This window comes from Phaeodactylibacter xiamenensis, assembly GCF_000759025.1.
Classification (GTDB): Bacteria; Bacteroidota; Bacteroidia; order Chitinophagales; family Saprospiraceae; genus Phaeodactylibacter; species Phaeodactylibacter xiamenensis.
On the sequence record NZ_JPOS01000090.1, the window covers coordinates 162,037 to 183,161 of the forward strand.

The following is a 21,125-nucleotide window of genomic DNA, read 5'->3' on the forward strand; positions in this document are numbered from 1 at the left end:
TCGGGATTCATCCTTAAAGATTTGAAGGGTTGGATTCATTCGGCGGAGGTGATGACCACATTGCCTTTTTTACGTCCGGCGGCAATATAGGTGTGGGCTTCCGCAACTTTTTCGAGTGGATATTGCCGGTCGATGACCATTTTAAGCTTACCGGCTTCGTAGATTTCGATGAGCTCCTTGAGCATGCCGCGCAGTTCTTCGTCCGACCGCAGGCCGGTGGCTGCAAAAACCGCCTTCCTGCCGCCCGTGATATTGGTGGCCAACATTTGCAGCAGCAGTGGCAGCCCCAACACCGGGCAGAGGTATTGCCCGTTGCCCTTCAGCACAGGCTTACAGGCGTTGAAAGAACTTTTGCCCACGGTATCATAGATGAAATCATAGGTTTCTGTGCCTTTCGTGAAATCCTTGCGGGTGTAGTCAATCACCTCATCAGCTCCCAGAGCGCGCACCAGGCCAAGATTGCGGGTACTGCAAACAGCGGTCACTTTGGCACCCAGAAATTTAGCCAGTTGAACGGCTGCAGTGCCCAGGCTGCCCGAAGCACCGTTGACCAGCACATGTTGCCCCGGCTGTAATTTAGCCAGGTGGCGAAGGTAATTCCAGGAGGTGATGGCCCCGTCGCAAAATGGGGCAGCCTCAGCGTAGCTGAGCTGATCGGGCATCAAACTGATGACCCCGGATTCCGGAACGGCAACGTATTCTGCGTTGGTGCTAAAGCCCAGAGTGGTTTCGCCAAACACGCGGTCGCCCGGCTGAAACTTTGTCACCTCCGCCCCTACTGCATCCACCTGACCGGCAAAGCCTGTGCCCGGAATCGGATGCTTTGGTTTGGTAAGCCCCAGCATCAACCGCCCAAAGTAGGGCGTGCCAGTCCGCATCATGCCGTCGGCAGTGGTAGCCGAGGAGGCGTGTACCCGGATGAGGACTTCGTGGGGTTGGGGAGCAGGCTTGTCCACCTCCTGGAAAGTCAAAACGTCGGGGGAACCGTAGCCCGTCATGACGACGGCTTTCATTTTCAATGCAGTCATGATAGTGGTGTTTTTCTGATTCATGATGCAAAGAAAGCCCCTTTAGCAGGGCGCTGCGTTCTGAAAAAGCCCGCAGAAGTTCGGATTTATATTCCCGAACCGGAATCCGCACTTTTCAGGAAAGCCCGGGGCGTCATACCGGTTTCCTTCTTGAAATAGGTGTTGAAGACCGTCTTGGAGTTGAATCCACTCTCATAAGCCAGCCCGAGCAGAGAGATGTGGGCATTGGCAGGATCGAGGGCGAGCTTTTTGAAGTGCGCCACGCGATATTCGTTGATGAAGGTGTTGTAGTTTTTGCCCAGGCTCTCGTTGAGCAGCCAGGACAATTTATTGGGGTGGACTTCGATCTGCTCGGCCAGGCTGCGCAGGGACAAGCCCGGATTTAAGTACGGTTCCTCAGCTTCCATGAATTGCAGGAGCCGCTGACGGTATTCTTCCGAGGTAGCGTCATCCAGCAAAGCTGATTTTTGTTCGGCATCTTCTTCCCTGCCCCCTCTGCCGTATAGGCGTTCATGGAAAATCTGATAGCGGGGGTCACGGCTCAGCCTTTTGGACAATGGTCCGCTGTAGCTCAACAGCAACACGGAGGAATTGAGCTTGAGGGCCTCTTCCAGCCATTCGAAGGCAGCATCCGCCTCCCCAAGGCAGGCGTAAGCCATAAACAGATAGGAATGCGCCTGAAAAGCAGCTGGTTTTGCCGCTTCAGCCCGGAGTAATTCCAGGGTGGCGGCCGCTTCCTTTTGGTGCCCGGCCAGGATATGCGCTATGCAAATGATGCCCAGCTTATCACCCTCTACCGTAATATCCTTTGGAATTTGATGGATAAAATCGAGAGTTTCCTGATAACGCCCCTCCATGAGCAGGCAGTAGGAACGCTGTACATAAGCCGGGATATTATTGGGGTTGGCTTGCAGGCAGGCATCAAGCTGCCGGAGTGCACTTTTGTAATCGCCGTTGCGGTAATCGAAGAAAGCTTTGAAAAACAGGGTTTCCTGGGAGAGCGGGTCGATGAGGAGTGCCAGCCCCAGGTGTTCTTCTGCTTCCTTCATGCTGCCCTCCAGGGTGTAGAGAAAAGCAACGAACTGCTGCGCTTCCGGATAATTGGGCTTCAACCGGATGGATTCCAGGGCGTGCTCAAAAGCTTTCGCAAAATCGCACTCGGTGAAAAAAGCCAGGTTGGCCAGCTGATAATGTACCCCGGCGTTTTTAGGGTTGAGCTCGAAGGCTTGTTGCGTGTAGGCCGCAGCTTTCTGCCAGCCCTCTGCCGGGTCTATGAACTGCGTGGTCGCCAGAAAGCCATAAGCATCCGCCAGGCCAACGTAGGATTCGGTGTGCCGGGGGTCCAAAACAATGGCTTTCTCAAAGAGCTCGATGGCTTTTTTGACATCGGAGGGGTTCCATTGATTGTGGTAGTACCGGGCTTTCAGGGCGTAGGCATAGGCATCAAGGCTGTCGGTTTGAGGCTCCACCAGGTGGTCTTCAATTTCGAAGTGCCCGAACTGCTCGCGTAGTTTGTCAGCAATCAACAGGCTGATCTCATCCTGTATGGCGAAAATATCATCCAGCTGCCGGTCCCAGGTCTCCGACCAAAAATGGAAATCCTCCTCGGCCTGCACCAGTTGCGCCATGATGCGGACTTTCCGCCCGGAGAGCCGGATGCTGCCTTCCAGAATGACCTCTACACCAAGCTGTTGGGCAATGTCCTTCACCGCCATGGCCTGTCCTTTAAACTGAAAGGAAGAGGTACGGGAGGTTACTTTCAGCTGTTCAATACGGGCCAGCGCATTGATAATTTCTTCTGTGATGCCGTCACAGAAATATTCATTATCAGGGTCCGGGCTGCGGTTGACGAAAGGGAGGACAGCGATGGTGTTGGAAGTCATGCCTTGTGAAGTATGAGTAGGCAATAAAGATAGTACTTTATATCTTTACCGCTCAATCATAAACTATGCCGGCATTACCCGCTGCTTTTGAAGCACGCATGCAAGACCAACTGGGGCCTGACTGGGCTGCCTTTGCGGAAGCACTCAACAGCCCGGCTCCGGTGAGCATCAATTACAACCGGGCCAAAACGGAAGCGCCCATTTATGAAGGCTCCCCTGTGCTTTGGAACCGCACTGCGCAGTATCTGCCGGAACGCCCCTCCTTCACATTAGACCCACACTTTCACGCCGGCCGCTACTACGTGCAGGAAGCCGGTTCTATGTTCCTGGCCTATGTGGTGGAGCAGCTTCGGCAGGAGCAGGATTTCAGCACCGCGCTGGACCTCTGTGGGGCACCGGGCGGGAAAACCACTGTGCTCCTCAATGCCCTCCCTGATGAGTGTATCGTGGTAGCCAATGAGGTGATTAAAAGCCGCTACGCCATTCTTAGAGAGAACCTGGCCAAATGGGGGCGGGCCAATGTGATTGCAACGCATGCGGACAGTGAGCGCTTTTCGCCCCTTGCGCGCTGGTTCGACCTGGTGGTGGTGGACGCCCCCTGCTCCGGTGAGGGATTGTTCCGCAAAACGCCAGGTGCCACAAAAGAATGGAATCCTGAAAATGTGGCCCTTTGTGAAAGCCGGCAACAGAATATCCTTGATCATACGCTGCCCCTCATCGCGCCGGGTGGCATCCTCATCTACAGCACCTGTACCTACAACGAGGGGGAAAACGACGATCAGGTGGCCCGAATTCTTGAAAAAGGAGGCTTTGAGACCGTCTCTTTTGATTTGCCGGAAGACTGGGGGATCATGCCTACTGGCCTGGGGTACCAGTTTTACCCGCACCGCACCCGCAGCGAAGGGTTCTACCTGGCGGTGCTACGCAAAGAGGGAAAAGCAACCAACTGGTCAACAAAGACCCCACTGCGCTATTTCACGAAAGTGCCTAAGGCTACTGAACAGGCGGCCCTATCCTGGCTCGACCCTGAAGCCCAACTCAATATCCTTACCACCCCAAAGGGGCAACTGTATGCCGTGCCGGAAGGCGCACTTCCACTACTCAGCATCTTATCGCAAAGCCTGCCCAGACTAGACCCTGGCACGCCGGTGGGGCTAATGAAAGGCAAGCACCTGATACCGGACCACGCCCTGAGCCTATCCCTGCACCTGCACCCGGATACGCCCGTAGCGGACCTCGACAAAGACACCGCACTGGACTATTTGCGCAAAGCGGCCCTCCCTGCCCGCCCCGGGCAAAAAGGCTGGCACCTGATGCGTTACGATGGCTGGGGCATTGGCTGGGGCAAGATGCTGCCCAACCGGGTCAATAATTACTTTCCCAATCATTTACAAGTCCGGATGTCCCTGCCTTAACACAACGCTAACTGTGTGGAATGCATCTTTTCTTTTGTAATATTGTAATTTTGTATAGTAAACCGCACAGGAAGTTCAAAACCGAAAATACATTTATGAGACAATTCAGCATTCTTTTTGCATTCCTGCTCATGGGCACTTTCGCATGCGCACAGGATGATTACAAAGCAACCAAAGCCGGATGGCTGGTGGATATTGATGAAGCCTACAAGATTTCACAAGAGACGGGCAAGCCCATCCTGGCCAATTTTACCGGCAGTGACTGGTGCGGTTGGTGCAAACGCCTGGATGCCGCTGTATTCCAAAAGCCGGATTTCAAAAAGTGGGCCAATGAAAATGTGGTACTACTGGAGCTGGACTTCCCACGCCGCAAGCAAATCCCGGAAGAAATCCGTCAGCAGAATTATTCTTTACAGCAGAGCTTTGGCGTGCGCGGCTACCCTACTATCTGGGTATTCAATCTGAACCGCAACAAAGAGTCGGGCAATTACGAAATAGAAGCACTTGGCAAAACCGGCTATACCCCAACCGTAGAGCAGTTTACCGGTGGTGTGGAACAGATGATTGCCAAAGGCAAATAAGTAACTGACCTTTCGCACGCGAAATATTTGGAAAATTGATTAATAATGTCAGGGCAGTTATCTTGCAGCTCAAAGGAGCGAAAGATGAAAGACCCAAAGTTACTAGACTTGTATTCGGACTACCTGCTGGCATCGTTTCGCATGGCGACAGCCACCGGCTTGTCCGAGCTGACCGATCAGGCACTGAGCCATGACAAGATCAGCCGTTTTTTAGGGCAGGAAGCCTTCACGGCAAAGGACTATTGGCGTTGCATAAAGCCTTTGGTACGTAAAGTGGAGCACCCGGACGCGGTCATCAAGATAGATGACACGATCGAGGAGAAGCCGCACTCTACGGAGAATGAAGTGGTCACTTGGCACTGGGACCACTCCAAGAAGCCGAAAGCGGGGCACACCAAAGGGATCAACATCCTGAATTTCCTTTACCAGAGCCCACAGGGCATAGAGCTGCCTGTTGCTTTTGAGATCGTGCGCAAGTCGCAAGAATACGTGGATACCAAAAGCGGGCAGGTAAAGAAGCGCAGCCCCCGCAGCAAGAACGAGATGCTGCGCGACCAGCTTTTTGCACTTGTCAAATACAACCGCGTGCCCTTCCGCTATGTGGTCTGGGACACTTGGTTTGCTGCCAAGGAGAACTTTGAGTTCGTGCACTATGAGCTGGGCAAGCATTTTATCAGTGCCTTAAAGAGCAACCGCAAGGCTGCCCTTACCATGGAAGACAAACTGGAAGGCAAGTTCCACCGAGTCGACGGGCTAGAACTGCAAGCAGGCCAGGCCATTACTGTTTACCTTAAAGGGCTGGACTTCCAAGTCCAGCTGGTCAAACAGGTCTTTATAAACCAAGACGGCTCAACTGGAGACTTGTACCTGGTCACCAACGATCTGGAGCTAAGCGGCCCAGCTATCTGCACAACCTACGGGACACGCTGGGGAGTGGAGGTATTCCACAAATCGCTCAAACAAAACGTGGGGCTGGAAAAGTCCCCCACCAAGCACGAGACATCCCAGTGCAACCATGTTTTTGCTGCCATGATTGCCTGGACTAAACTCGAACTGCTGTCTGCAAAAGAGCAGACCAACCACTTTGCCCTAAAAACCAAAATTTATGTCAATGCCCTCAGGGCGGCTTTTCAAGAGGTGCAAAGGCTCAAAGCCTATGTCCCTGCAATTGGGCCGCCAAACGGGCTAGCCACCCCTCTTTTGGGGTAAGGCTTTGATTAACTTGTTCATGCGAGTGCTTTTTCAGTGCCATGCACTGAGTGGGATTGCTGTGCCAAGCACCCTGAATACTGCTAATTTTTTCAATTATCATAACCTTTCGCGTGCGAAAGGTCAGTAAGTAAATAGAAAGATTATTCTGAAAGAGGATTGGGAAGCCCAATTGCCGTTTTCCAATCCTTTTTCATTATTGCTCCAACCAGTTCTACTGTCCCTTACCCCTTCCGGTTTATTTTTCCGGCTCCGTTACCCTGTTCCAGATATCCACGTAGATTTTCCAGTTTCCCTCCACCTTTTTCCAAATGATGACGTATTTCCCCTGCCAGCTTGATTCCTCTCCGTTGGCGCGGCGGGTACGCCCCTCATAGTAGCCGATATCGTAAGCGGTGTCACCTAAAATATTAATTTCTTCCGGCTTGATTTTGTGGTAAGGGACCGTAACGCCCTCCGGCAGAACCCAGCGTTCCCTGATGGCAGTCCGACCTTCAATAATTTTAGTGCCGGCGGGCATTATTTTCCCATCCCTGGTGTATGCATTGGCGATAGCGTCATAATCGCCGTTCATGTAGGCCTGGGAAAAAGCATCAATATGCTTCAGGATGCTTTGGATTTCGGTAGAGTCCCCCGTATAGACCTGAGCATGCAGCGAACAGGTGAAACAGGCAACAAGAACAGAAAGCATTACAAATTTCATCGCGGGTGATTTTATTTTGGCGAAAAGACCAGAGGTTTACTGAATTTTCTTGTAGAGCCCAAAATCCGTCTTTAGGGCCCAGATGCCTTCGCCCCCCTGAATGGCGTAGTCCATCTTCATCCGGAAGGCCCGGAGTTCGCCGGGAATAGCCCATGCGAACCTGAAGGTTTCCGTCATTTTATCCCCTGCTTCCAGCATCGTCCCGTTCAGACTTTGGCTTTTGCCCACTGAGCGGTCGCCCGTGTGCAGCAATTCCATTTCGCCCAGCTTCACCGGTTTGCCTGTCCGGTTGGTCAGGGTCATTTCCATCAGAATCATGTTTTGGGTGTGGCTGAGGGTATGAATTTCGAAGGGCAGGTCACGGTTCCCGGAGATTTTGCTGACATCATACTTGGCGATCAACGCGCCCGGCTCCAGGGTTACTACTTTTTTCAGGTCTGTTTTGGGCATTTCCCTGGTTACATCCGAGAGCACCCGGCTGGCTTCTTCACTGATCTTCTTTTCTGCTACCGAATGGTTGGGTGGCACGATGGCCCTGGTTTCAGGTGTTACCCGGTTGGGTTTGGTGGCGGGCTTTTTTTCCGGGGTTACGCTTTCAGCTTCCGGCTTTTCTACAGTTTCAGGTATAATCTCCCGCTCGGTCTTTGCTGCCGCAGGCTCCTGAGCTTCCCCAAACTGCCCTCTGATAAAAATGAGCGCTCCCACGGCGACTACCGCTGCGATCAGCATGGTGACCCATCTGGGAAGCCCCTGACTGGACGGGGCGGTGGAAGCCGTTGCCTGCTGCCGCACCACCGGCACCTCTTCTTTTTGCTCTGCCTTATCGAGCAGGCGGAGGACCGCATCGTTGATCCGGTTGTGCTCCAGTTGGGCCTCAGCAGTCGATAGCAGACCTTTCATTTCCCGCTCGCGCAGGGTCTCGTAGCGGGCGCGGACCATCATCCATTCATCGTAGAGCGGCGTCTTTTCCAGAGGCTCCCGGAGCATGTCTATGGCCTCGCGGGTTTTGCCGTTGATGAGGCGTTCCTTGGCTTGTTCGTAGTGCATGCGGTTTTCAGGTGGTTGGTTCGGGGTGAAAAATACGGAATTTTGGGAAGGTTTTTTTGGGGTTCACGCAAAGAGCGCGGAGAGGAGGGCGCAAAGCACGCAGAGCAGGGGGCAAAAGGGTACAGCGTCAAAAAACCATCGCAAATCGCGCGATTTGCGATGGTTGACCGTTGGAAATTGCGCGAATTGTGCTGTTTTTATATCTTTATAATAAAAATGATAGCGCGAGCCCTTGCACCGACCCTTTTAGAAGAGCTACAGCACTCCAATAAAATAATCATTCTGTACGGCAGCCGTCAGGTTGGCAAAACAACGCTAATTAATGACCTCATTCAAAAGTTAAACTATAAAACGCTCAAAGTCAATGCCGATAGTGGGGAGGATCTATCCGTATTGTCCAGCCGGTCTCCTGAAGCGCTTAAACGGTTCATTGGTGAAGCAGATTTGCTCTTTATTGATGAAGCACAACGCATTACCGATATCGGTATCAACCTGAAAATCATACATGACACCATGCCCGAAAAGCGTGTCATCGTTACCGGTTCATCTTCCCTGGACCTGGCCAATCGGATCTCAGAACCACTGACCGGGCGTACCTGGACCTACACGCTATTCCCCATTTCCTTTCGGGAATGGCTGGAGCATAACCAAATTTCTTCCGGGCTCAACATCGCAAAGCTTGAAGGCTTGATGCTTTTCGGTTCCTACCCTGAAGCCATTACATTGGAAGGAACGCAACGGAAAGTACAATACCTTAACGAGTTAAAACAGGCCTACCTCTACAAAGATGTACTGGCACTGGGTAACATTCGCTATCCTGAGAAACTCAATCAGTTAGTTCAATTGCTGGCTTACCAGATGGGACAGTTCGTATCCATTCAGGAACTCGCTAAAAGCCTGAAAGTCAATCGAGACACGATCAACAACTACATTGACCTTTTAGAAAAGGGGTTTGTCCTTTTCCGGCTCGGGGGCTTCAGCCGAAACCTTCGCAAAGAAATGACAAAAATGAACAAGATTTATTTTTATGACCTGGGCGTACGCAATGCAGTTATCAATGACTTCAGCCCCATTCACCTGCGGAAGGACAAGGGAAGCCTTTGGGAAAACTTTCTGATCGCTGAACGCAAAAAGCACCTAAGCTATACCCTTCAATTTGCAAATACTTACTTCTGGAATACCCACACTGGTGCAGAAATTGACTACGTGGAGGAAATGGGCGGCTACCTGAACGGCTTCGAGTTCAAGTGGAATCCCAAAAAGTACCGCAACAGCTACGCTCCATGGCAGAATGCCTACCCTGAATCCCGTTACCAATGCATCACGCCCGAACAGGTTCTTGACTTTATCTAAAGAACAGCCCCGAGCCTACAAAATTCCCCCACCCCGCCAGTCAGGCATGAACTGATAACGGGGCCATCCATTTTCGGATTTTCCGCCATCACGGTCCTGCACCACCATATTGAATCGGATGGAGCGCCAGTTCTCGCCCTGACGCTCTGTGAGGTAAGACATGGGGATGGCCGCTTCCAGCACGTACACGCCTTCGGCTTCCACCCGGCAGCGGTATTCGGCACCTTCCGGCAATTTATCCTCATAAAAAATCGAAGCCGGCAGTTCCTTCGTTTCCGGTGCCACCGTGAACAGGATAGAATTTTCGTACCACCCCTGCCCCGTCCGGCTGGCACTAACTGCGGCAGGCTCGGCATTCACCACAAATCCGATGAAGTCCTGCTGCCAGGAGACTTCAGCGGTATCAACCATGATCTGATCGTCCTCCACCCGGGCGGCGATGTAGAGGTAGTCGTCGTCATAGCCAAGGTTGAAGCGGGCATTCAGGCTTTCGCCGGGCAAGTCCTGCAGGGTATAAGGCAGGTTCGCCCATTCCTTCAGCTTTCCGTCCACCTTGACACGCTTTGGTGCCTGCTCCAATAGGTACTTCTGTGCCGGGCGGAGATTGAAGGAGAAAGGGATGGACAGGTCCGGGAAGTCTTCGGTGTCAAAGCTCACCTCTGCTTTCAGGGGCAGGGCTTCCAGGTTGGAGAGTGCGGTTTCGCCTTTGCGTGCTTTTAGGTCTACTAGCAGGGTGTCTACGGAGTTAGGCGCTACCGTCATTTCAGGCGCACTCAGCACACCGGTCAGCCCCCAGCTGAACTGCTGATCCCACTTCACCTGCATGGGCACGTTTTGATCATTGAAGATTTTGACCACCATTTGTGCCTCCTCAAAAGCAGCGCCATCCATCAGCAGCGGCTCCACACGGATGGGGCGCTGGGCGGTGATGGTTTTCACAAAATCGCTGGACTCGGCCGTGACCACATTTTCATCCCAAATCCCATCGAGGAGTAGATTCGCCAGCACCGGCCCTTCCTCCGTCATCGTCACCCACACCACATGGTCAAACTCACCCAGCTGCGGGCCACGCAGGGCACTCCCGCCTCCGGTGGTGGCCAGCAGGAAATAGCGCCCGTTATTACGCTCATACTTCACATAGTGGTGGTGGTGCCCTACAAAAACGGTATGCTTGCGGTTGGCCAGCAGCTTCTCCACATCCACCCAGCGCTTGGTGTCTTTGAGTATCCAAAGCGGTTGGTGCATGAAGAGGAAGGTCCAGCGCACCTCTTCATTTTCCGCCAGTACCTGCTCAATGTATTCGTATTGTTCGTCCGAGATCGTCCCCCGGTTGGAGCCCCGGTACTGGTCTTCGGAGTTGAGGCAGAGGAACAGCACATCCTTGTAAATGAAGTGATAGTACGTCTGCCCGAACCGCTCCAGGTACACCCGCTCCATGACTTCGTTGGTGATGTCATGATTGCCCGGCACATAGAAAAAGGGCATCTGCAGCTGGGCCGTAAAGCCGGTAAATTCTTCCCACTGCCGCTCCAGTTCCACTGTATCCTTCGTATACCCCTCGATCAGGTCGCCCACCGACATCACAAACTCCGGTTGCAGCAGATTCAGCTTGCGCACCCCGTCCATGAATACGCCCGGGCGGTGCCCGCCGGTCCGGTCGGTGACGATGGCAAACTGAAACTGGCAGTCGTCATTATTCAGCTCCAGGCTGGTGAAGGGGTGGGGCCCGGCGGTAGTATCAATGCGCAGGGTGTCGGAGGTGCAGTTTTGGCTGTAGGCGGATACCGTTATCAGCAAAGCGAAGGTCAGGAGGCAAAATTGGCGGTACATGTTGTTTTTGCGGCTAAAATACGGGGTTTGGGGTTAATTGGGGGTTAAGTTTTGCCGGAGTTCCCTCATATCCCCAAAATTCCGTATCATTACCCCACAATGTTCAGCCCCCACACAAGCGACGCCACATGAACAAAAAACACCTCTCCGAACGCGACATTTGCACCCAGTACATCACCCCCGCCGTGCAGCAGGCCGGGTGGGACTTGCGCCGTCAGGTACGTGAAGAAGTGACTTTCACCGACGGGCGCATCATCGTGCAGGGGCGCATGCATACACGGGGGCGGCGGAAGCGGGCCGACTACATCCTCTACTACAAGCCTAACCTGCCGCTGGCGATTATCGAGGCAAAAGACAATAACAAATCGGTGGGCGCGGGCATGCAGCAGGCGCTGGAGTATGCGGAGATTCTGGATATCCCCTTTGTGTTTGCTTCCAACGGAGATGCGTTTGTGTTTCACGATAAGACGGTGACGGATGGGGCACGGGAGCAGGAAATTCCCCTGGAAGCTTTCCCTTCGCCGCGGCGGCTGTGGAAGAAGTACCTGGCGCATAAGGGGCTGGAGGAGCCCAAAGCGCAGGAGATTGTGGCGCAGGACTATTTTCAGGATGAAAGTGGCAAAAGCCCGCGCTACTATCAGCAGATTGCCATCAACCGGACGCTGGAGGCAGTGGCGAAGGGGCAGGACCGGATTTTGCTGGTGATGGCTACCGGGACGGGCAAGACCTACACGGCTTTCAACATCATCTGGCGGCTGTGGAAATCGGGCGTGAAAAAGCGGATCCTCTTTTTGGCGGACCGGAATGCGCTGCTGATGCAGACCAAAAACGGGGATTTCGCGCCTTTCGGCAATGACATTATGCACATTATCAAGAACCGGCGCATCGACAAGTCCTATCAGATTTACTTTGCGCTGTATCAGGGGCTGACGGGCAAGGAGGAATCCATGAATGCGTATAAGGAATTCAGCCGTGATTTCTTCGACCTCGTCATCATCGACGAGTGCCACCGGGGCAGCGCGGCGGAGGCTTCGGCCTGGCGTCAAGTACTGGACTATTTTGACCAAGCTACGCAGATTGGGCTGACGGCTACGCCCAAGGAGACGCGCGATATTTCCAATATCTCCTACTTCGGTGAGCCGGTGTACACTTATTCGCTAAAACAGGGCATTGACGATGGCTTCCTAGCCCCCTACAAGGTGGTGCGAGTGTCGACCTCCGTGGATGACAGCTGGCGACCGACCAAAGGGCTAACCGACAAGTACGGCTACGAGGTGGAAGACCGCATTTACAACCTAAAGGACTACGACCGCAACCTCGTCATCGACGGGCGGACACAGGTGGTGGCCAAGCGCATTTCGGATTACCTCAAACAGGTAGACAGGTATGCAAAAACCATCGTCTTTTGCGTAGATATCTACCATGCCAACCGCATGCGGCAGGCGCTCATCAATGAGAACGCCGACCTCGTGGCCAAGCACCCGAATTACGTGGTAAAAATCACCGGAGACGATGAAATTGGCAAGCGCGAACTCGACAACTTCATGGATGTGGAGGAGCGTTTCCCGGTCATTGCCACCACTTCCAAGATGCTCACCACCGGCGTGGATACCAAAATGGTCAAGCTCATCGTGCTGGAAGCCAATATTGGCTCTATGACCGAATTCAAGCAGATTATCGGGCGGGGTACGCGCATACGGGAAGCCGAAGGCAAGGTTTACTTCACCATTATGGACTTCCGCAAAGCGACCAACCTATTTGCGGACCCTGACTTTGACGGGGAGCCCGTGCAGATCTACGAGCCGGGGCCGGAGGAGGACGTAGTGCCACCGGATGTGGTAGCGGATGTAGTAGAAGCAGCAACCGAAGCCGCCCGAAAGGCGCAAAGCCGGCCCAACATCAGCATCAAAGACGAACCGGAGAAGCGCCGCAAATTCCACATCAACAACGTGGAGGTCACCCTGGCGCACGAGCGGGTGCAGTACTACGGCGCAGACGGCAAGCTCATCACCGAGTCCCTGCGGGATTATACCAAGAAAAACGTCCGCCGGGAGTTTGCCTCTTTGGACACCTTCGTGCAAAAATGGCACAGCAGCCCCCAAAAGGAAGCCCTGGTCAAAGAGCTGGCCGAGCAGGGCGTCCTCATCGAAGCCCTGCGGGAAGAAGTCGGGCAGGATTTGGACGAATTCGACCTCATCTGCCACATCGCCTTCGATCAGCCGCCGCTTACGCGCAAAGAGCGAGCCAATAGCGTGCGCAAGCGCAACTACTTCGCCAAATACAGCGGGCTGGCCAAAGACGTCCTCAGCAAACTGTTGGAAAAGTACGAAGCAGAAGGTATCTTCCCGCTCGAAAAACGCGAAGTGTTGCAGGTACAGCCGCTCAATGAAATGGGCTCCCCCATAGAACTCGTCCGCGCCTTCGGCTCCGCCAAAGCCTTTGACGCCGCCGTACGGGAACTCGAAGCCGAGCTGTACAAAAGCGCATGACTTAAGCCTATCCTTTTTGTACAGCCCAAACCTGGGAATACACAAAAATGAGGCCTTAAACACTTTGCCCACTGATTTCGGTAGTGCTGCCGGTCAGGAATCAATGTGCGACTTCGCTGAAGTCGACTAAAAACCACAGCTAATAAACAACTGATGTTCGACCTCTATGAGGTCTGATTGATTCTGGATCCGCATTAGTATAGAAGTCACACCCTGCTAAACCCAAAGACCAAGCAAAACCCGACCTCAACGAGGTCAAACCTTACTAACCCCCAAAACCAAGCAAAACCCGACCTCAGCGAGGTCGCACAATACTAACCCCAAAACAAGCAAAACCCAACCTCGTAGAGGTCACACCTTACTAACCCCCAAAACCAAGCTTAAAGTCCGACCTCGTAGAGGTCATACATTAGTTAAAAAAAACATCCATTAAAATAACCGACCTCAGCAAGGTCGTACACTTTTAAACCTAAAACCCGACCTCAGCGAGGTCACACATCAGTCAAAAAAAACACCCCTTAAAATAACCGACCTCAGCAAGGTCGCACATTACTAACCCCAAAACAAGCAAAACCCGACCTCGTAGAGGTCACACCTTACTAACCCCCAAAACCAAGCTTAAAGTCCGACCTCGTAGAGGTCATACATTAGTTAAAAAAACATCCATTAAAATAACCGACCTCAGCGAGGTCGCACACTTTTTAACACCAATGAGCAGTATCACCTCCATCATCAAAAGCGTGCGCGACATCATGCGCAAAGACACCGGCGTAGACGGCGACGCACAGCGCATCTCCCAAATGGTATGGATGCTCTTCCTCAAAATCTTCGCTGACCAGGAAGCCGAGTGGGAACTCCTCAACCCCGACTACCAAAGCCCCGTCCCCGAGCCCCTGCGCTGGCAAAACTGGGCCGAAGACGACGAAGGCCTCACCGGCGATGAGTTGATGGACTTCATCAACAACGAGCTCTTCCCCACCCTGAAGGAACTCGACCGCAACCTCGGCCCGCAAGCCAAAATCGTACGCGCCGTCTTCGAAGACACCTACAACTACATGAAAAACGGCACCCTCTTCCGGCAGGTGATCAACGAAATCGACAAGATCGACTTCAACAGCAGCAAAGACCGCCACCTCTTCAACGACCTGTACGAAACCATTCTTAAAGAACTCCAATCGGCCGGCTCCTCCGGGGAATACTACACGCCCCGGGCCGTCACACAATTCATGGTCGACATCCTCAACCCCCAACTGGGCGAAACCGTACTCGACCCCGCCTGCGGCACCGGCGGCTTCCTCACCTGCACCATCGATCATCTCGACAAGCAGATCAACAAGCCCAGCCAGCGCAAAACCCTGCAACAGACCGTACGCGGGGTAGAGAAAAAGCCTCTGCCCCACCTGCTCTGCACCACCAACCTCATGCTGCACGGCTTTGAAGTGCCCGGCGTCAAGCGCGGCAACTACCTCGCCAGGCCCTACAGCGACTGGGGCGCAAACGACAAAGTGGACCTCATCCTCACTAATCCGCCCTTTGGCGGCGTAGAGGAAGACGGCACGGAGACCAACTTCCCGCAGAAATTCCGCACCAAAGAGACCGCCGACCTCTTCCTCGCCCTCATCATCCGGCTGCTGAAGGATGGCGGGCGGGCCGCCGTGGTATTGCCCGATGGCACCCTCTTTGGGGAAGGCGTCAAGACCCGCCTCAAGGAAGAACTGCTGGCCCGCTGCAACCTCCACACCATCGTCCGCCTGCCCAATGGCGTCTTCAACCCCTACACGAGCATCAAGACCAACCTGCTCTTCTTTGAGAAAGGCAGCCCAACCAAGGACATCTGGTACTACGAGCACCCCTACCCGGATGGCGTGAAGAGCTACAACAAAACCCGCCCCATCCATATCAAGGAATTCGATGCGGAGAAAGCCTGGTGGGGCCAACGGAAGGAAAACAAGCACGCCTGGCGCGTCCCCCTGCAGGATATTATCGACCGTAACTACAACCTCGACATCAAGAACCCGCACGAGGAAGCCGATGACCTGGGCACGCCCGAAGAACTGCTGGCCGAATACCAGCAAGCTGAACAAGACATCCGCCAATTGCAAGATAAAATCGTAGCCGTACTCCAAAACGCCCTGCAAGCATGACCCACCTGCTCCAATACTTCCCGCAGCTCAGCCTGCGCCCCGAGAACCTGCCCGAACTGCGCAGCCTTATCCTGCAACTGGCCGTAGAGGGCAAGCTGACCGCCGAGTGGCGGAAGGCAAATCCGGATGTGGAACCGGCTGCTGAGCTATTAGCCCGCATTGAGGCGGAAAAGGCGGCGCTGGTGAAGGCGAAGCAGATCAAAAAGAGTAAACCCCTGCCGCCGGTGCGTGCGGAGGAGGTGCCGTTTGAATTGCCGGAGGGGTGGGCTTGGTGTAGGCTAGAAAGTCTTTCAACCTATATACAAAGAGGAAAATCTCCCAAGTACGTAGATAATTCTAACATTCCAATTGTATCTCAAAAATGCGTTCAGTGGGATGGGTTTGACTTGTCTAAAGCACGATTTCTAAATGAGGATGTTTTAGACAAATACCAGCCAGAAAGATTTCTAAAAGAGGGGGACTTACTATGGAATTCTACAGGAAACGGCACAGTAGGCCGTACTAATTTGTTCCCCAGTGTGACTTATTCTAAAGTCGTTGCTGATTCCCATGTTACGGTCGTAAGAGTCTTTAAAAAAGAAGTATTGCCAGAATATCTTTGGGTATATACCGCTTCGCCCTACGTACAGCGCCAAATAGAGGACCGTGTTTCAGGGAGCACAAAACAGACGGAATTAAACACTTCGACCGTAAAAGAACTTGAATTCCCACTCCCACCCCTACCCGAACAACAAGCCATCGTCCAAACCGTAGACGCCCTGCTGCAAGAGCTCGACCAGCTACAGCAGCGCACCGAGACCCGCCTGCACCTCAAGGCCGACTACGCCACCGCCGCCCTGCGCCGCCTCACCACCGCCCCGGCCGTGGGCCCGGCCTGGAAGGCCCTGGCCCCGTACTTCCACACCTTCTTCGATGAAACGGGCAACGTACAATCCCTGCGCGCCGCCATCCTGCAGCTGGCCGTACAGGGCAAGCTCACCGCCCACTGGCGCAAGGCGCACCCCGATGTGGAGCCCGCCACCGAGCTGCTGTCCCGCATACAGGCAGAAAAGGCAGCCCTGGTGAAGGCGAAGAAAATCCGGAAGGAGAAGCCGCTGCCACCGGTGGATATGGATGAGGTGCCGTTTGCGGTGCCGGAGGGGTGGGTTTGGTGCCGGTTGGGGGAGATTTCAACCGGTACGGAGGCTGGGAAAAGTCCAAGGTGCCTTAACAGAGTAGCAGAAGAGGACGAATGGGGCGTTTTGAAGACCACTGCTATACAAGATCAGCTTTTCATTCCAAGTGAGCACAAGGCTTTTCCGCAAGGTTTTAAAAACGGTAGTCTATCAGAAGTAGAAGTAGGTGATGTTCTTATTACTAGGGCTGGACCTTATAATCGAGTCGGTATTGTGGCCTACGTCCAGTCAACGCGTAGAAAACTCTTGCTATCAGATAAAATTGTGCGGATCAATTTTGAGAAATCACTTATCCACCCTCCATTTTTGAGCCTCGCACTCGGTAATGGCGCCTCAAAGATTTTCCTTGATGAGAAAAAATCAGGGATGGCTAAGAGCCAAGTCAATATTTCGCAGAGCAATATGAAATTAACGCCGCTAGCCCTCCCGCCCCTCCCCGAGCAGCACGCCATCGTGCAGGCGGTGGAGGAACTGCTGGGTTTGTGCACGGCATTGGAGGAAGCGGCCGGGCGGCGGGACGTGGTGTTGGGGGATTGGGTGCGGGCGGTGGTGGCTGGGGTGTAGGATCATTTATGCTCTTTTACACATCTTTGCAGGGGACCTACAGCAGAACATTGCCTCACGTGGTCAGCAAAAAACACAAAATGAGTATATTGCATATGGTTTTTCTACATATTCAATAACGGGCTATGCAGTTCTCTAATCCCTGGTTTATGCTGTCATTCAATATTACGAACTGGATTTTCTACAACCCTTTTGTATTCGTAGGGAGCATTTTCCTATTGTTTGCCGTTCTTTCAAAGATTATTTCCAGAAGCTCTTCTGTGTCTGTAGGGAAATATGGCAAGGCAAGAATAAGTAAAAGCAGGGTTGTCAGACGCAGATCGGTAATCAGCACCTACTCATTATTCGTACTCGGCATAGCCCTGTTACTTATTGGGTTCCGGGATAAATTTGATTATGGTAAAACATCTGAATCAAGTGGTATTAGCAGAAGTAAGCTGTTAGAAGTATTTAAGAAATGTACTCGTTTTCGGGAAGGCTACTGCTTGTGTCGTACCTATGACCAACAATCAACCTGGGTACTGGTTAGAAAGTCAGACGGCATGCAAAGTGATAAAATCGAATTTCCCGATGCTCTAAAAGTCATTGGTATCGACAACTTCCAAGATGGCAAAGCAGCCGTTATTGGCGTACCGATAGGTCCTAAGGAGAAGGTAGCAGAGATCGATACACTTGGGCGTGTCTATTTTTTTCGAAGTGGATAGCCTTGTAAATGCCACAGAAGTACTGCCTGTTGCGAATAGATTAAGAAAACCGTATTTTGCATAATCAAGACCCGCCCCGCCTCTTCCGGTTTCACCGGAATGCGCATGTTTGGCGGGTTTCCTGTTTTTGTGCTTGTGCTCTTAAAGAAAAGCATATCAACACACCTAAATCACAGGAATGCCCCGGCTGTCACCAGGAGGTGCTGCCGGGGCATCATAATTACCACAGGCTGTTCTTTATTGTTTTACCAAGGGCAGGTTGACGAGCTGACTGCCCGTATTGACATGCACGTAGTACATACCAGCGGGGAGCCCTTCCAGGAGGAGGTCCACCGTGGCAGCACCATCTGCCACCTGCTTTTCGACAAGGGGCTGCCCGAGCTGATTGACCACACTAACGAGCGCCGGTGCACTGAGGGGCTCCGGCAGTTGCAGCTGCACCTGATGGGTGGCGGGGTTAGGCACAAGCTTAGCTTTGATGGCGCTATCCTGCTGAGCAATAGCCAGGGTTGGCGCCGGTCCTTCGCTGAGATAATTACCGGGGAGAGAACGGCTAACTTCAATATTACGGAATACGGCTTCAACATTGCTTGTATGCGGAAACTTATAGGCTGCGATGCCGACATTATAGCAAGAGTATGGGAAATAGATAGGATTACCAATTCCTTGCCAAATATTCCCGTACCCTCTAGTGTAAGTCCGAAGGTAGTTCCCTTCTTTTATGATACCCACAGAGCCAACTATGGTACTGTTGGAAGCAATCTGGTTAGTTACGCTAACAGGGGCACCTTCAGTTCCTCTTACTATTCTTTGATGGACAAGTCCATTACCCTTAAAAAAACCCACAACCGGGGCGGAAGGGGTATCACCAGCTCTAACGACTACTCCTGCATAGCCACCACTTGCATGTTCAATATTTGTGAATACAAAGCCATTTCCACCGTGGCAAACTGAACGGGTTATTGTAGCTAAATTATCAAATGCAGCTCCATTTGTCGTTTGGGCGCCGGTCGTGATCGTATACCATTCTGTTCCGCAGCCATCAAAACTGTAGGTACTGCCAGAGCCTTGAGAACCAATGTCCTGTGCAGAGTTGGGGAAGGGTATAGAATCAGCCGTGACATTCAAGTTAGCCTGGCAGGTATCTGACAAACCGTTTTCATCGGCAACAACAAGATTGACTTCATGATTGCCAACATCAAATAAGCTATCTTCTTCCAAAAGAGAAAAAGTAAGACCGAATATAGTCGGATTGGGGTTGTTATCGAAATCAAAAAATGATAGTGCGAATGGTGGTGGAATTGGTAAGCAAAAGGGGTAGACATCATAAATATCTGCATCCAAATCCTTACAAACCGCAACAGGAGGATTGCCACAAAATTTGGAATCCCCACTAATCGTCCAGTTATATTGGTCAATCAGTACCTGCCGGCTGGCTTCGGAATCACAGTAGGTCAGGTCCGAGGCACCAAGTGAAATACCTTGCGGTGGCGAAGACAGACTCGCCCAACCGGTGAGCGTAGCATCATAATTTTCTGTACTCATGCCACTTGAAGAAAGCATATTAAACATACTGGATATATTGGATATATCCCAGCTTCCGAGATTTTGATCGAATGCGGTGGCACCTTGAAACATAAAGTTAGCAAATTCCACGCTCGATACGTCCCAATTGCCAATATACTGATTAAAGGAGGTGTTATCCTGGAATACCTGATACATTTGAGTTACGTTAGAAACATCCCAATCGCCTATGGCTCCGTTAAAAGAAGAATTGGCAAACATGCTGTTCATCTTTGCAACGTTGGACATATCCCAGTGATTTAGCGAGCTCACCTGCAAGGAGGAACAGCCGTCAAACATATTAGAGCAATCCAGGTTTGGAGTCGAGAATACAGGAGTATGGTATTCATCAACAGACGTTAAGTGATTGGCATACAAAAACATCCAGCTACAGTTATTCCATGTTACTTCTCCCCAATCTACGACACTGACAAGCTGTTTCGAGGCATCTTTTATTTGAAATTCTACTTCACCATCGCCGTAAAAAGCAACCTCATAAACGCCGGGAGTGCTGTAAACATGTCCCAGGGATAAGCCCCACCCTAGTGGGTGCTCAAATAACGTATCAATTGTGCCGTCACGCTCCCAGTCGATACCAAGAGTTCCTGTTCCTGACCAGTTAATATTATTTAGTTCCGCCTGACTCGGGTCACCCGTAATGGACTGGTATGTCCCACGGGTGTCAATTTTGATGATAAAAGGGAATTTAGTGAAAGTGGTAGATTGAGCGCTGCCTTGCCGGGCCTGAAGGCAAACCATCACACAAGCTGCAATCAGTGCCCATGAATTAATACTACAAAAGGTCTTTTTCATTTTTGCATATTTGTTTGAAATTAAAAATATAACACCTACGGTACATATACTGACGATTAAGTGGTTTGCCACAGCAAACCTACTCAATGTCAGCATTCACGCTGAGAAGTGGCTTGCGCTTGCCCTGATAAGCTTGACTTCATCAGCGGCCTGTCCTGACAAGCTACGCTTCGTCACGGGCCGATGTTGCAAATCCAAGATCCCAGACGATGAATGTCTGGATCCAAGACCCGACATTTATCGTTCCCCGTGCTGGCCGTCAGCGCCAGTAGGTGACCACTTCGTATTGCGTATAGGTGCAAATAGTAGACCGTAAATCTAGGAGAATATATTAGAATACCCTAAGAAAAGGCGGCTCCACCACATTTAACTAAAGAGTTGTTTATCAAACTCTTAACCCAAACTGTAGACAAAAAATAGATCTGTTTTCCGGGTACTCGTCGAAAAAATCAGATACCTCGCTTCCTTTAGCCACTTTAGCATAAAAGCAGCCGCTCCCTGATAATCGGGTTGTAGCATCGTCATTTCCACCCGGACCTGACCACCTGATAAAGCCTTAACTTCAGTTGGCTTAGCGATAAGCGCTCCTTCTGCAGATTCCAAAGAAAACGTATGCTTTTCGAA

At 52.1% G+C, this 21,125-nt stretch carries 15 protein-coding genes; 8 read left to right on the plus strand and 7 right to left on the minus strand.

Annotated features, from left to right (window positions below):
- Positions 1–35: 35 nt before the first annotated feature.
- Together IX84_RS26730 and IX84_RS26735 are read right to left on the minus strand one after the other, a co-directional pair.
- Positions 36–1,028: an NAD(P)-dependent alcohol dehydrogenase gene (locus IX84_RS26730; protein ID WP_202965301.1), complete on the minus strand. Its 993-nt coding sequence runs from the start codon at positions 1,026–1,028 to the stop codon at positions 36–38.
- Positions 1,029–1,114: 86 nt separating this feature from the next.
- Entirely contained in the window at positions 1,115–2,911 is a 1,797-nt protein-coding gene (locus tag IX84_RS26735) for a tetratricopeptide repeat protein (RefSeq protein ID WP_044228438.1), read from the minus strand.
- Between the two features lie 65 nt (positions 2,912–2,976).
- Between IX84_RS26735 and IX84_RS26740 the strand changes: the two genes are divergently transcribed.
- From IX84_RS26740 to IX84_RS26750, 3 genes are all read left to right on the plus strand, one after another.
- Positions 2,977–4,326: a methyltransferase RsmF C-terminal domain-like protein gene (locus tag IX84_RS26740; RefSeq protein ID WP_044228443.1), complete on the plus strand. Its 1,350-nt coding sequence runs from the start codon at positions 2,977–2,979 to the stop codon at positions 4,324–4,326.
- Positions 4,327–4,421: 95 nt separating this feature from the next.
- Positions 4,422–4,907 (plus strand): thioredoxin family protein, encoded by a 486-nt coding sequence (locus tag IX84_RS26745; protein ID WP_044228446.1) that lies wholly within the window; start codon positions 4,422–4,424, stop codon positions 4,905–4,907.
- A gap of 84 nt (positions 4,908–4,991) precedes the next feature.
- Positions 4,992–6,116 carry an IS701 family transposase gene (locus tag IX84_RS26750; RefSeq protein WP_044215897.1) on the plus strand — a complete coding sequence of 375 codons (1,125 nt, stop codon included), beginning with the start codon at positions 4,992–4,994 and terminating at the stop codon, positions 6,114–6,116.
- 238 nt (positions 6,117–6,354) lie between these two features.
- Here IX84_RS26750 and IX84_RS26755 read toward each other — a convergent pair whose 3' ends face one another.
- Together IX84_RS26755 and IX84_RS26760 are read right to left on the minus strand one after the other, a co-directional pair.
- Positions 6,355–6,819, minus strand: a complete 465-nt coding sequence (locus IX84_RS26755) for a YybH family protein (protein ID WP_044228449.1) — start codon at positions 6,817–6,819, stop codon at positions 6,355–6,357.
- Between the two features lie 36 nt (positions 6,820–6,855).
- Positions 6,856–7,866 (minus strand): hypothetical protein, encoded by a 1,011-nt coding sequence (locus tag IX84_RS26760; RefSeq protein ID WP_044228451.1) that lies wholly within the window; start codon positions 7,864–7,866, stop codon positions 6,856–6,858.
- Between the two features lie 216 nt (positions 7,867–8,082).
- On the opposite strand from IX84_RS26760, the gene IX84_RS26765 reads away from it, so the two are divergent.
- Complete coding sequence (locus tag IX84_RS26765; RefSeq protein ID WP_044228943.1) at positions 8,083–9,219, plus strand: ATP-binding protein; 1,137 nt, start codon at positions 8,083–8,085, stop codon at positions 9,217–9,219.
- 15 nt (positions 9,220–9,234) lie between these two features.
- Here the strand turns inward: IX84_RS26765 and IX84_RS31600 are convergent, their stop codons facing one another.
- Entirely contained in the window at positions 9,235–11,049 is a 1,815-nt protein-coding gene (locus IX84_RS31600; protein ID WP_052516438.1) for a metallophosphoesterase, read from the minus strand.
- A 128-nt stretch (positions 11,050–11,177) separates the two neighbouring features.
- Here IX84_RS31600 and hsdR point away from each other — a divergent pair, with 128 nt between their 5' ends.
- From hsdR to IX84_RS26790, 4 genes are all read left to right on the plus strand, one after another.
- Positions 11,178–13,538, plus strand: coding sequence for an EcoAI/FtnUII family type I restriction enzme subunit R (gene hsdR, locus IX84_RS26775; RefSeq protein ID WP_044228453.1), 2,361 nt, complete (start codon positions 11,178–11,180; stop codon positions 13,536–13,538).
- Positions 13,539–14,248: 710 nt separating this feature from the next.
- On the plus strand, positions 14,249–15,682 hold the full coding sequence (locus IX84_RS26780; RefSeq protein ID WP_044228455.1) for a type I restriction-modification system subunit M: 1,434 nt from the start codon (positions 14,249–14,251) through the stop codon (positions 15,680–15,682).
- A complete protein-coding gene (locus IX84_RS26785) occupies positions 15,679–17,421 on the plus strand; it encodes a restriction endonuclease subunit S (RefSeq protein WP_044228457.1) in 1,743 nt (580 codons plus the stop codon). The genes IX84_RS26780 and IX84_RS26785 overlap by 4 nt, the downstream gene beginning before the upstream one ends.
- Positions 17,422–17,546: 125 nt before the next feature.
- A complete protein-coding gene (locus IX84_RS26790) occupies positions 17,547–18,125 on the plus strand; it encodes a hypothetical protein (protein WP_044228459.1) in 579 nt (192 codons plus the stop codon).
- A gap of 237 nt (positions 18,126–18,362) precedes the next feature.
- Here IX84_RS26790 and IX84_RS26795 read toward each other — a convergent pair whose 3' ends face one another.
- Both IX84_RS26795 and IX84_RS26800 read right to left on the minus strand, forming a co-directional pair.
- Entirely contained in the window at positions 18,363–20,501 is a 2,139-nt protein-coding gene (locus IX84_RS26795) for a BspA family leucine-rich repeat surface protein (protein WP_044228462.1), read from the minus strand.
- A gap of 393 nt (positions 20,502–20,894) precedes the next feature.
- Positions 20,895–21,104, minus strand: coding sequence for a hypothetical protein (locus IX84_RS26800; RefSeq protein WP_044228465.1), 210 nt, complete (start codon positions 21,102–21,104; stop codon positions 20,895–20,897).
- Positions 21,105–21,125 lie beyond the last annotated feature (21 nt).